The 12,034-nt window shown below is 68.1% G+C and carries 14 protein-coding genes; 10 read left to right on the top strand and 4 right to left on the bottom strand.

What is annotated here, in order from left to right:
* Positions 1-80: 80 nt before the first annotated feature.
* Entirely contained in the window at positions 81-716 is a 636-nt protein-coding gene (locus V7702_RS04375; RefSeq protein ID WP_335648922.1) for a TetR/AcrR family transcriptional regulator, read from the top strand.
* Positions 717-734: 18 nt separating this feature from the next.
* Here the strand turns inward: V7702_RS04375 and V7702_RS04370 are convergent, their stop codons facing one another.
* The gene (locus V7702_RS04370) at positions 735-2,828 is read right to left on the bottom strand and encodes a lytic transglycosylase domain-containing protein (protein WP_335648921.1); all 2,094 of its coding nucleotides are present in this window, start codon (positions 2,826-2,828) and stop codon (positions 735-737) included.
* Positions 2,829-2,956: 128 nt separating this feature from the next.
* On the opposite strand from V7702_RS04370, the gene dapA reads away from it, so the two are divergent.
* From dapA to V7702_RS04355, 3 genes are read left to right on the top strand one after another with little or no spacing between them, the layout of a single operon-like run.
* Positions 2,957-3,841 (top strand): 4-hydroxy-tetrahydrodipicolinate synthase, encoded by an 885-nt coding sequence (gene dapA / locus V7702_RS04365; RefSeq protein ID WP_335648920.1) that lies wholly within the window; start codon positions 2,957-2,959, stop codon positions 3,839-3,841.
* Positions 3,842-3,850: 9 nt separating this feature from the next.
* Positions 3,851-4,306, top strand: coding sequence for an SsrA-binding protein SmpB (smpB, locus tag V7702_RS04360; RefSeq protein WP_293316850.1), 456 nt, complete (start codon positions 3,851-3,853; stop codon positions 4,304-4,306).
* On the top strand, positions 4,303-5,061 hold the full coding sequence (locus V7702_RS04355) for a GNAT family N-acetyltransferase (protein ID WP_335648919.1): 759 nt from the start codon (positions 4,303-4,305) through the stop codon (positions 5,059-5,061). Before smpB ends, V7702_RS04355 begins: the two co-directional genes overlap by 4 nt.
* Positions 5,062-5,199: 138 nt before the next feature.
* Here V7702_RS04355 and V7702_RS04350 read toward each other — a convergent pair whose 3' ends face one another.
* Both V7702_RS04350 and V7702_RS04345 read right to left on the bottom strand, forming a co-directional pair.
* On the bottom strand, positions 5,200-5,859 hold the full coding sequence (locus tag V7702_RS04350) for a uracil-DNA glycosylase (protein WP_335648918.1): 660 nt from the start codon (positions 5,857-5,859) through the stop codon (positions 5,200-5,202).
* Positions 5,846-6,445: a LabA-like NYN domain-containing protein gene (locus tag V7702_RS04345; RefSeq protein WP_300576804.1), complete on the bottom strand. Its 600-nt coding sequence runs from the start codon at positions 6,443-6,445 to the stop codon at positions 5,846-5,848. The genes V7702_RS04350 and V7702_RS04345 overlap by 14 nt, the downstream gene beginning before the upstream one ends.
* Positions 6,446-6,482: 37 nt before the next feature.
* Between V7702_RS04345 and folK the strand changes: the two genes are divergently transcribed.
* The 6 genes from folK (at position 6,483) to V7702_RS04315 (ending at position 10,905) form a co-directional block, all read left to right on the top strand.
* Entirely contained in the window at positions 6,483-6,977 is a 495-nt protein-coding gene (folK, locus tag V7702_RS04340; RefSeq protein WP_335648917.1) for a 2-amino-4-hydroxy-6-hydroxymethyldihydropteridine diphosphokinase, read from the top strand.
* Between the two features lie 54 nt (positions 6,978-7,031).
* Positions 7,032-7,280, top strand: coding sequence for a DUF4160 domain-containing protein (locus tag V7702_RS04335; RefSeq protein ID WP_335648916.1), 249 nt, complete (start codon positions 7,032-7,034; stop codon positions 7,278-7,280).
* Complete coding sequence (locus V7702_RS04330) at positions 7,267-7,683, top strand: DUF2442 domain-containing protein (RefSeq protein ID WP_335648915.1); 417 nt, start codon at positions 7,267-7,269, stop codon at positions 7,681-7,683. Before V7702_RS04335 ends, V7702_RS04330 begins: the two co-directional genes overlap by 14 nt.
* 23 nt (positions 7,684-7,706) lie before the next feature.
* Entirely contained in the window at positions 7,707-8,162 is a 456-nt protein-coding gene (locus V7702_RS04325) for a hypothetical protein (RefSeq protein ID WP_335648914.1), read from the top strand.
* A gap of 125 nt (positions 8,163-8,287) precedes the next feature.
* Positions 8,288-8,647, top strand: a complete 360-nt coding sequence (gene rpoZ, locus V7702_RS04320; RefSeq protein ID WP_300576798.1) for a DNA-directed RNA polymerase subunit omega — start codon at positions 8,288-8,290, stop codon at positions 8,645-8,647.
* Between the two features lie 89 nt (positions 8,648-8,736).
* Positions 8,737-10,905, top strand: a complete 2,169-nt coding sequence (locus V7702_RS04315) for a RelA/SpoT family protein (protein WP_335648949.1) — start codon at positions 8,737-8,739, stop codon at positions 10,903-10,905.
* A 21-nt stretch (positions 10,906-10,926) separates the two neighbouring features.
* Here V7702_RS04315 and V7702_RS04310 read toward each other — a convergent pair.
* Positions 10,927-12,034: penicillin acylase family protein (locus tag V7702_RS04310; protein WP_335648913.1), on the bottom strand; the 1,108-nt coding region annotated here is incomplete at its 5' end.

The following is a 12,034-nucleotide window of genomic DNA, read 5'->3' as shown; positions in this document are numbered from 1 at the left end:
CTGAAAAGTCTGGATAATCCGGCCTGGGGTTGTCACATGGCGGAAATTGGTTTCCGGTGTTCAGCTGTTTTGAGGGGGAATTGGGTTTGGTAGGCGTCAGCACCACAAGGCGTCGGTCGGCGCGCAAGGCCAAGGGTGACGGCCATCTGCGGCGGGCCGAAATCCTCGCGGCGGCCGAGCGCATCTTCGTGGCCGAGGGCTATGAGGGCGCGACCATCCGGCGGATCGCCGACGAGGTCGGGGTGTCGTCCACAGCCCTCTACATGCACTTCCAGGACAAGGCCTGCATCCTGCTGGAGATCTGCCAGGGGGCGATGCAGGAACTGCTGGACCGCAACAACCAGATCGCTGAACGCCCGCTCGACGCCGTCAGCCGCACCCGCATGATGCTCGACGCCTATATGCGTTGGGGCTTCGAACACCCCAACGCCTACCAGCTGGTGTTTTCAGCCGTGCGTCCCTTGCCCCGGGGGCCCGACGCGGCTTCGGAGTTGGGGGCGGGCTGCTACGATTCCTTCAGCGGCGTCGTTCGCGAGATCGCCGCCGAGGGCCGGTTGCGGCTGGGGGACGGCGACAGCGCCAGCCAGGCGCTCTGGGCAGCCTGCCACGGCGTGGTCGCCCTGCGCCTCTCGCGCCCCAACTTCCCCTGGCAGCCGGTCGATGAGCTGATCCACGTGACCATAGACGGCCTGCTGGCCGGCATCACGGTTGACTAGGTCCAGCAGGCCTCGCCCCTATTGACCGCCAGTGGTCGCCGCCTGGGCCGTGGAATAGCCATAACCGCCCCGGGCGAGATCCTGCGAGATGGTGATCTTGGCCGTGCCGTTGTTCAGGCGCGCGCGATAGACCTGCGCCCCCTCCATCACCCGCATCACATAGTTCCGCGTCTCCGAGAACGGGATGCACTCCACGAAGTCGATGGGATCGGTGCCGGCGCCGCGCGGATCGCCGCAGAAGCTGACCCACTGGGCAGGCCGGCCGGGCCCGGCGTTATAGGCGGCGATGGCCAGGGGATAGGAGCCGCTGAACTGGCCCAGCATCTGGGAGATATAGGTCTGGCCCAGCCGCATATTGTAGTCCGGGTCGTCCAGCATCCCGGCCGAATAGGAGACGCCGATCTGGCGGGCCACGATCTGGGCCGTGCCCGGCATGACCTGCATCATCCCGCGAGCGCCGGCCGGCGAGCGAATCTGGGGATCAAAGCCGCTTTCCTGCCGCGTGATGCCCAGGGTCAAAGCGGTTTCCGGCGCATTGCTCACCTCTGGCGGCGAGCGATAGGGATAGCCGCGCAGGGGCAGGATGTGGCCCAGGGTGGCGGCGCCGCGCACCACCAGCATGGAGGCTGTCTGGTCGCCATAGCCGCGGGTCATGTCCACGATCAGGGCCTGCTCGGCGGTGTTCGGGACGGTGTCCTTCAGGTGGAGCGCAAAGGTGCGGAACAAGCCCTGTTCGCCGATCTCCTGCAGGCGCCGGGCGGCGCGCACCACGTCACGGCCCTCGAAGCGCGCGCGGTCGAACTCGGTGATCTGGGGCTCAGGCGGCAGGGTCATGGTCCCGTCGCCGACCTTCTCGCCGGCCAGCTGGCCATAGAAGGTCGTATTGTGCTCGCTGGCGGCGCGATAGAAGCTCTGGGCGCCGGCGGCGTCCCCCATGGCCTCATGCGCCCGGCCCCGCCAGTAGAGGGCGCGCCCGCGGGTGATGGGCGAGGAGCCGATCTCGGCGATGGCCGCGAAGTGGCGGTCGGCCAGCTTGGCGTCGTTCAGGCGGCGAAGCGCGATCCAGCCGGCATAGAATTCGGCCTCGGCGGCCGACGCGCCGACAGTCAGACCCGTATTGGCCGAGGCGCGATAGGCGTTGCGATAATCGCCAGCCCGCAGCGCCGCCAGGGTCATGGGATAGCGTTCGCGCCAGACCCGGCTGGCCGCGGTGCTCAACTCGGCATGCTCCGGCGGCAGGGGCGTCAGCACGTCATAGGCGCGGGACTCCTGGCCCCGCCCCCGGAAATAGGCCGCGCGCTCGAAGGCGATGCCGGGATGGGCGGCCTGGGCGGGCGTCAGACGGGCCAACAGCGCCTCGGCGCTGGATGAGCCGGAGCGCAGGGCGATGCGGGTCTCGGCGATCGCCCGTTCGTCGGCCGGAAGCAGGCCGAGCATGGCTTGGGCGGCGGGTCCCTGCGGCCCATAGAGCAGCCGATCGGCGCGACGCACGTGATCCTCGGGCCGCAGATAGCGGCCGAATTGGGCGAGCATGGAGGCCTGGGCGTCGGCCTCGAACACCTCGTCGCGCCAGAAGCGGCGGATGAGGGCGGTGGCCTCGGCCTCTTGGCCGGCGGCGATCTGGGCGTTGGCCAGGGCGATGGCGCCGCGGGCGGTCACCGGCTGTTCGCCGCCGAACCAGGCGATGGTCTGCTGCGGCGACAGGCCAGAGGTGACCAGCAGCTTTTCGGCGGTTTCCTGTCGCCCGGCGCCGCGGGGCCAGTCGGCCAGGTCGCGGCGGGCCTGATCGGCCTCGAAGAAGCCGACCGATTCGCCGGCCACATCCACCAGGGCCCAGGTGGCGATCTTTCGCGCAATCGGGTCGGACATAGCGCCGATCAGGCTACGCGCGCCGGCCACGTCGCTGCGCCGCGCGGCGTCCAGGGCCTGGCGCAGCAATTGATTCTCGCTGGCCGAGAGAGGGGCGAGCGGCGGCCGGCGCACGGCCTGCAGCTCAATGGGCTTGGGGAAGGGATCCTGGCTTGAGGCCGGGGGTGTTTGCGCCTGGGGGACGCCGACCACGAGGAACAGGGCCGCGGCGGTCAGAAGGGTCTTGGGCGCAAGGACGTACAAGCAGGAACTCTCCAGGTCTCGCCCCTCGGATGACAGGGCGGTTGCGGGCATGGCCGCGCCGGACATATTGTCCGCGCAACATCATAGGCCGCAACACCATGCGGCGCTTTCACGGCTTTTTGCAGACAATGTCCGAACCTTTATTCAGGGGCGTGATGCCGGCCCTGGTGACTCCTTTCCGGGACGGCGCAGTGGACGAGGACGCCTTCGTGGCCCTCATCGAGCGTCAGATTTCCGGCGGGGTCCACGGCCTGGTGCCGGTCGGCACCACCGGCGAGACCGCCACCCTTTCCCATGACGAGCACCGCCGGGTGGTCGATCTGTGCATCCGCACGGCGGCCGGCCGCGTGCCGGTGATCGCCGGCGCCGGGTCCAACTCGACCCGCGAGGCCATCGAGCTGGTCAAGCACGCCAAGGCGGTTGGCGCGGACGCGGCCATGGTGGTGACGCCCTATTACAATCGCCCCAGCCAGGAGGGCATGTACGCCCACTATGCGGCGATCAACGAGGCCGTGCAGCTGCCGGTCATCGTCTACAATGTGCCCTCGCGCACCGGGGTGGACATCTCCAACGACACTCTGGGGCGGCTCTCGCGCCTGCCCAACATCGTCGGCGTCAAGGACGCCACCGGCGACATGACCCGGCCGACCATGCAGCGCCTGCTGTGCGGCCAGGACTGGGTGATGCTGTCGGGGGATGATCCCAGTGCGCTGGGCTACATGGCTCACGGGGGCCACGGCTCGATCTCGGTCAGCGTCAATGTGGCGCCGGACCTGATCTCCACCTTCTACAACGCCGCCCTCAGCGGGGACTGGAAGGCGGCCCTCTATTGGCAGGACCGGCTGATCCGCCTGCACAAGGCGCTGTTCACCGACGCCTCGCCGGCCCCGACCAAGTTCGCCCTGGCCCACCTGGGGCTCTGCTCTGAAGATGCGCGGCTGCCGATCGCGCCGGCGTCGGAGGCTGCGCGCAAGGAAGTCCTGGCGGCTCTGCACGACGCCGGGATCGTCTAGGCGCGCGTCATGGCTGGAAAACCCATCGCCGAAAACCGGCGGGCGCGATTCGATTACTTCCTCGACGACGCCATGGAGGCGGGCCTGGCCCTGACCGGCAGCGAGGTGAAGTCCCTGCGCGCCGGCAAGGCCAATATCGCTGAGTCCTATGCCGCCGTTGAGGGGCGGGACATCGTGCTGATCAACGCCGACATTCCACCCTACGCCAAGGCCAGCCACTTCAACCATGAGCCGCGCCGGCCCCGGAAGCTGCTGCTGCATCGCAAGCAGATCGACCGCCTGATCGGTGCCGTCCAGCGGGAAGGGCGCACTATCGTGCCCACCAAGCTCTATTGGAACGACAAGGGCCTGGCCAAGCTGGAGATTGCTCTGGCCAAGGGCAAGAAGTTGCACGACAAGCGCGAAACCTCCGCCGAACGGGACTGGGCCCGCGACAAGGCCCGCCTGCTGCGCGACAAGGGGTGAGCCTCTCGTCGCCCAGTCCGGCGCAGATCGAGGCCATCGAGCGGGCGACGATCGCCACGGTCGCCCACGACTGTTTCGAGGTGATCGGCCCCTGGATCCTCGGCCTGCGGCCAGGCTCCATCGGCCGGGCCCAAAGCGCTGCGCCGCTCGCCCACACCCTGGTCCGCGACGAGGGCCTGCTCGCCCGCATCGAGGCGGCCTATCGCGCCAAGGGCATGTCGCCGGTGTTCCGTCTGCCCGATGTCGAGGGCCTGGCCAGCGTGGCCGAAGCCCTGACCGAGCGGGGCTATGGACCGCAGCAGCCCACACTGGTGATGACCGCTGATCTCGATCTGGTGGCCGGATTCGCCGAGCCGGCCGGCGCGGCGCAACTTGAGACGCCGGATGAGGCCTGGGCGGCGGTGTTCCTCGGCGAGGGGTTTGATCCTGAGGACGGCGCCCACCGCGTGGCCGTGCTGTCGAAGTCGCCGGGCGCGGCGTTCGCCGCCGTCCGCGACGCCGAGGGGACCCACGCGGTCGGCGCGATGAGCCTGGCCGAGGGCTGGGCCAGCCTGCACGGCATGCGCACCCGCCGCGCCCGCCGGGGCGAGGGCCTGGCCGGCCAGGTGGTGGCCTGTCTTGCCCAGGCGGCCCGGGCGAAGGGCGCGACGCAGATCTTCCTGCAGGTGGAGGAGGGCAATGCGCCGGCCCGCACCCTCTATGCCCGCGCCGGATTTGCGCCCCTGTGGCGCTACCAGTACTGGCGGTGTGTCTGAGGCCCGCTGGTCCGTCACCCTCGCGCTTGACGCGAGGGTCCATGAACGCGGGGCTGGCCTGGTGTTCATGGATGGTCGGATCAAGTCCGACCATGACGGAGGAAGGACGAGAACTTCGTCCGTAGCCAGGGTTTCCCCTTAGCCGTCCAGCAGCGTCCGGACGCGGACGAAGATGTCCTCGAACATCTGCGGCGTCAGCCGCCCGGTGTTCGTGTTGAGCCGGGAGCAGTGGTAGGAATTGATCACCGTATAGGGGCCGGCCTGAAATTCAGAGCCGTGGCCACCGACGCCGGCGGAGGCCTTGAGGCCCAGCGCGCGGAGCACGTTACGCCGCGAGACGTCGCCCAGGGTGACGATCACCTTCAGATTGGGCAGCTCGTCCAGCCGTGCGGTCAGGAACGACCGGCAGGTGGCTTCTTCCGAGGTCTCCGGCTTGTTGCCCGGCGGGGCGCAGCGCACCGCATTGGTGATCAGGCAGTCGATGAGCTCCAGCCCGTCATCGGGCCGGGCCTCATAGGTCCCCTTGGCAAAGCCTAAGCGGATCAGGGTGTCGAACAGCAGCACGCCGGCGAAGTCGCCGGTGAAGGGGCGGCCCGTGCGGTTGGCGCCCATGCGCCCAGGCGCCAAGCCGACCACGGCCAGCCGGGCGCCGGGATCGCCGAAGGAAGGGGCTGGGCCGTTCCACCAGTCGGGATGAGCCGCGCGGTTGACCTCGCGATAGGCCACCAGGCGCGGGCAGAGCGGGCAGTCGCGGGGCGGTTCGGCGGCGGAGCTCATGGCCGGCTCAGGCCTCGGCATCCGCCTCGTTCTCGCTCTCATTGTTCATCCGGCTTTCCTGGATGAACCGGGGCAGGCGCGAAGGTCGGCCGATGATCTCCGACAGGTCGGCCAGGTCGATGAAGGCGTCGGCCTGGCGGCGCAGGTCATCAGACGCCATCGGCGGCTGCGACTTCACGGTCGAGACCACGCTGACCCGCGAGCCCTTGCGCTGCACGGCCTCCACCAGGCAGCGGAAGTCGCCGTCGCCGGAGAACAGCACCAGGTGATCGGCGTGCTCGGCCATCTCCATCATGTCGACGGCGATCTCGACATCCATGTCGCCGCGCCAGCGCTTGCGACCTTGGGCGTCGGTATATTCCCGGGCGGCCTTGGTCACCAGGCGAAAGCCATTGTAGTCGAGCCAATCCACCAGGGGACGGATCGGCGAGTATTCCTGGTCCTCCACCAGGGCGGTGTAATAATAGGCCCGCACCAGCACGCCGCGCTTGCGGAACTCCTCCAGCAGCTTGCGGTAGTCGATATCGAAGCCGAGTCCCTTGGCCGCCGAGTACAGGTTCGCGCCGTCGATAAAGAGGGCGAGCCGATCGGTGGGGTAGAAAGTCATAAGCGTGGAAATCCTTGAAAACGGCGCGGGACCTGGCTTGGACGAGGCGGTCGTGATCGCGCTGGGGGGCAATCTGACCGGCGATTACGGCTCTTCCGAAGCCCTTCTCGAAGCCGCCCTGACTCGTTTCGATCAGGCGGGATTGCCTGTTCTTCGGCGATCGGGATGGTGGCGCTCGGCCGCCTGGCCCGATCCGTCGCAGCCGGAGTATCGCAACGCTGTCGCGATTGTCGAGACGCGCCTTGAACCCCGTTCGGTTCTGCATACCCTGTTTTCAATCGAGGCGGAATTCAACCGGGAAAGGACCGCGCGCAACGCCGCGCGGACCCTTGATCTGGATCTGATCGCCCATGGCCGTCAGGTGATCGACAGCGAAGACCTGATCCTGCCCCATCCCCGCGCCCACCAGCGCCTGTTCGTCATGGGCCCCCTGGCCGAGATCGCCCCGGACTGGCGGCATCCGGCGTCGGGGCTGACGGCGCGGGCGTTGGCGGCGGGGGCGAGCGTGGGTTGTGACGCGCGGCCGGGGTGAGGGGCGTCGGCGCCCGCGTATTTCCCAAGCGCTTGGGTTATGATATTCTCCGGCATGCCCACGGTACTGCGCCTCGGCCGTCTGCGTGTCGTGATTTACACCAACGATCACAGGCCGGCCCATGTGCATGTCCTCGGGGCGGGGGCGCAGGCCATTTTCGTTCTGGGCTGTCCCGATGGTCCGCCAACCTTGCGGGGCAGCCACGGCCTCACCACGGCCGAGCTAAACCGCATTGCGGACGCCTTGGCCGCCGAGCTGGCGGCGTTGTGTGGTGCATGGGAGCAGATCCATGGCGATAACTGATGCTGACCGGATCGCGGCCGAAGCGCGTCTCCAAGACGATCTGCACGGGCAGCCCAAAGCTGTCTCCGCGCGCTACGACCGCCGCGTGTCGCGGATCGTGATCGGCCTCGACAATGGGCTGGAATTGGCCTTTCCCCCGCGCCTTGCCGAGGGGCTGGGGGCCGCCACGCCAGCCGAACTGTCCGAGATCGAGATCAGCCCCCTGGGCGATGGTTTGCACTGGCCCAGGATCGACGTGGACCTCCATGTGCCGGGCCTGCTGAACGGAATTTTCGGCTCCAAGACCTGGATGGCCCGTACGCTCGGAGCCGCTGGTGGCCGCGCCCGCTCCGCGCAGAAGGCGCGCGCGGCCCGCGAGAACGGCCGCAAAGGTGGGCGGCCGAAGACGGTTGTCACAGCTTAGGCTGCGCCCTTTGGAGCCAAGCTATGCCGAACATCCTCAGGTCAGCACTTTTCGCCATGTCAGTGCTGCTTGTAGCGACAGGCTGTGAATCGCGGGCGTCACCGGACCCAATTTATTGTGGCCTCGGCTTCTATGTGACGGCTGAAGACGTGGCCATCCTGACAGACGAAAAAAAGACAGACTCCAGCATCGTCCGCATCGCTTCCGAGGATGATATATGGGTGATCTATTCGGGCAATGGCGTTCGTCCCCCCAGGTATTCGAACAGCGAGCGAAGGCCTGGGGAGTGGATCCAAAAGAGCGAAATTGCGGGGATATTCTCGACCACCGGATTTGCGTTTCCGATGTACGTGGAGATTCAACCGTCAGGTGCTTCCGTCACCTCAGCTAAGGACTTGAGAGCAATCTCTGAAGCCGTGCGCCCAAGGACGTCTCTCCATGATCCTTGTGTCACGCCCAGGGTTGAAAGGCTGCGCTAGGGTAGGAGGCATGGCCGTAGCCAGCCATGAGCGCCCTCGCGGCGCTAAGCCGCCACCCCTGCGGCATTGCACAATCGGGCGTGAGCGACTATTTTCTCCAGTTCTCTCCCCAATCCGAGGATTTCATGGCCCGCGTCACCGTCGAAGATTGCATCCAGAAGGTCCCGAACCGCTTCAACCTGGTTCTTCTGGCCGCCCATCGCGCGCGCGCCATTTCCGCCGGCGCCCAGCTGCTGGTCGATCGCGACAACGACAAGAACCCCGTCGTGTCCCTGCGTGAGATCGCCGACGACGTGGTCGACGCCGAAGAGCTGCGCGAGAACCTGATCGCCAGCCTGCAGCGGGTGGACGAGCACACTGAAGCTGAGGAAGAGGCCGAAACCCTGGCCCTGCTGGCCGACCCGACCCACGCCCAGATGAGCGAGCTGGAACTGGTCCGGGCCCTGCAGAGCGACCGGGATGGCGGTCAGGAGGAGCGGTACTGAGCCCCGAAGGCGCAGACCCTCTTACTGTCCAGGCGGCCCAACCCGTCGCCGAGCCCAAGGACGCGCCCGCTCCGGCGCGTCCGCCCAAGCTGCTTCGCCAATACGAACTGATCGACAAGGTCCGGTCCTATGACCCGACCGCCGACGAGGCGCTGCTGAACCGCGCCTATGTTTACGCCATGCGCATGCACGGCTCGCAGAAGCGGGCCTCTGGCGACCCCTATTTCGCCCACCCCATCGAGGTGGCGGGTATCCTCACCGACTACCGCCTCGACACCGCGACCATCGTCACGGCCCTGCTGCACGACGTGATCGAGGACTGTCCGGTCAGCCGGGCCGATATCGACCAGCTGTTCGGCGAAGAGATCGGCGAACTGGTCGAGGGCGTCACCAAGCTCTCCCAGCTCGAAGGCAATTCCGAACACACCCGCCAGGCCGAGAACCTGCGGAAGTTCATCCTGGCCATCTCCAAGGACGTGCGCGTCCTGATGGTCAAGCTGGCCGACCGCCTGCACAACATGCGCACGCTGGAGTTCATCAAGAACCCGGCCAAGCGTGAGCGGATCGCCCGCGAGACCCTGGAAATCTATGCGCCCCTGGCGCGCTCCATCGGCTGCCACCGCATCTGCACCGAGCTGGAGGAGCTGGCCTTCCTGCACCTGAATCCGGTGGCCCGCGACGCCATCGGCCGCCGGCTGGAGGCCCTGCGCCAGGAGCAGGGCGGGGCGGTCTCGGTGGTCTCCGGCGAGATTTCCGCCAAGCTGGCCGCCGCCAGCGTGGCCGCCCGGGTGTTCGGCCGCGAGAAGCACGCCTTCTCCATCTGGCGGAAGCTGCAGCGCAAATCGATCGGCTTTTCTCAGCTCTCGGACATCTACGCCTTCCGGGTGATCGTCGATTCCGAGGAAGACTGCTACCGCGCCTTGGGTGTGATCCACCGAGCCTGGCCCAGCGTGCCCGAGCGGTTCAAGGACTACATCTCCACGCCCAAGCGGAACAACTACCGCTCCATCCACACCACGGTGGTTGGCCCCCGGGGCATGCGCATCGAGATGCAGATCCGGACCGAGGCCATGGACCGGGTGGCCGAGGACGGCGTCGCCGCCCACTGGCGCTACAAGAATGAGAGCTATGGCTTTGACGCAGAGGCCCAGGCCGCGGCCGGCGGGCGCGATCCCCTGGTCAATCTGCGCCATCTGGTCCAGCTGCTGGAGCACGGCGGCGATGTCGAAGAGCTGGTGGAGCACGCCAAGCTCGAAATGTTCCTCGACCAGGTGTTCGTCTTCACGCCCAAGGGCCGGCTGGTCAGCCTTCCGCGGGGCGCCATGCCGCTGGACTTCGCCTATGCGGTCCACACCGACGTGGGCGACACCTGCATCGGCGTGAAGGTCAATGGCGAGCTGCGCCCCCTGCGCACCCTGCTGCAGAACGGCGACGTGGTGGAGGTCATTCGCGGCGCCAAGCCGGTGGTGCCGCCGGACTGGCGCTCGCTCACCGTCACGGGCCGCGCCCGCTCGGCCATCCGCCGGCATATCCGCCAGAGCGAGAAGGACGAGTTCATCCGCCTGGGCCGGGCTACCGTGGATCAGACATTCGAGCGGGCCGGCAAGAAGCGGGCTGACGTCTCCCTGCGCCCGGCCCTGGACCGGTTCGCCACCGCTGCCGAGGACGACCTGTTCGAAGCCGTCGGCCGCGGTCGTGTCACCCCGACCCAGGTGCTGGACGTCATCTTCCCGGGCCTGAAAGCCGCCGACCGCGACGCCGCCACCGCTCAGCGGCGGATCGAAGGCGGGGCAGGCGCGCGCCTCTATGTGCGCGGCAGCGGGCTGACCCAGGGCGTGACCCTGCATTTCGCGCCGTGTTGCAGTCCGGTCCCCGGCGATCGGATCGTCGGCATCCTGGACCCAGAAGGCGGCGGCCTGGCGGTGCATACGATCGACTGCGCCACCCTGGCCGAATACGAGGACCGCGAAGACGTCTGGCGCGACCTGCAATGGACGCCGGAGGCCGAGCGCAACACCATTTCCCGCGCCTCGCTGGCCGCCACCATCCGCAACGCGCCGGGCGTGCTGGGCCAGGTCTGTACGGTGATTGGCGAGGCGGGCGGCAACATCGTCAACCTACGCATGCACCACCGCCAGCGCGACTTCTTCGACGTCGACTTCGACCTCGAAGTGAAGGACGCCCGCCACCTGACCCACATCGCCGCAGGTCTGCGCGCCAATCCCAGCGTCGAGACGGTGGACCGGGCGAAGGGCTGAGCCCGCCGCCCGGCCGGGCTTTCAGCGGGTCAGGCGCGTCACCGTCAGGGCCGGATCGGCGGCGATCTCGGCCTCGGTGAAGGGCAGGGGCCACCAGGCCTCGGCGGCGTAGAGCCGGGTCTGGTCGCCATAGTGGGGCGACTCCGGATGGGCGCTCTGGCCATAGCTAAGAACCGCCTCGGCCTTGGGGCCGTCGGCCTCGAACTCCACCACCTGCACGTAGCTTGAGCCATGGACGGGCAGATAGGCCCTGGCCTCGTCGCTCCAGACCGAGCGCTGGGCGTTCAGCACGCCGATGTCGCCGTCCGCCCCGTGGACGGCCAGGCGCTCGGCGCCCACCGGGCGGACCTGAACCTGACCCCAGGGGGCGTCCAGCGCCAAGCCGCGGGTCTGGGTGAGCCGTACGGCCTCAGCCAGGGCTGTCAGGGCCGCGGCGCGCACCTCCGGCGCCGGACTCAGGCCCCGGGGGGTGTTGACCGGCTGCTGCGGGTCGAAGGCGATTGCATAGAGGTCGGGGATCTTGTGGGCGGCGGTCCAGAACTCCAGGAAGAGATGGGTTCCGACACTGTCGGCGTCCGCCCGGCGATCCCAGCGGGCGAGGATGGCGCAGGCCGGGGCGAGATCGACGACGCCGGTCTCCAGGGTCTGGCGCGGCTCCTGACGGCAGGCGGCGAGCAGATCATCCAGGACGAGATCGGCGCCCAGGACCTTGTTGCCATAGAGGATGGTCTCCACCGCCTTGCGGTCCAACCGGCGGCCGGGCTGCCCATCGCCGCCTGCTCGCCACGCGGCGATCTCCAGCAGGCCCGAGCGGGTGCGCAGGTTCTGCGGCACGGCTTCCTCGCCGATGATGCGCGGATAGCCGGTCAGGGGCGCGGCCGGATTGGTCAGCCAGTAGCTGTCATTGCTATTGGCCACGAAATCATCCCGGAACAGGGCCGGCATGGCGTCGCCGGGCGTAAGTCCTGCGACGGGCGTCCTGGGCGATGCGGGCCAGTCGCAGGCGGACCGGGCGCCGTCCAGCACGAAGAGGCGGGCGGCCCGCCAGTTGGCGGCGGCCGGCGCCTCGGCGGCGCAGGTCTGCATGTGGGCGTCGCTCAGATTTGGCGTTGCGGTGATGTCGGCATAG

It is taken from the genome of Phenylobacterium sp., assembly GCF_036963605.1.
GTDB lineage: Bacteria > Pseudomonadota > Alphaproteobacteria > Caulobacterales > Caulobacteraceae > Phenylobacterium.
The sequence above is the reverse complement of the archived record's forward strand: the minus strand, read 5'-3'. Positions and strand labels throughout refer to the sequence as shown.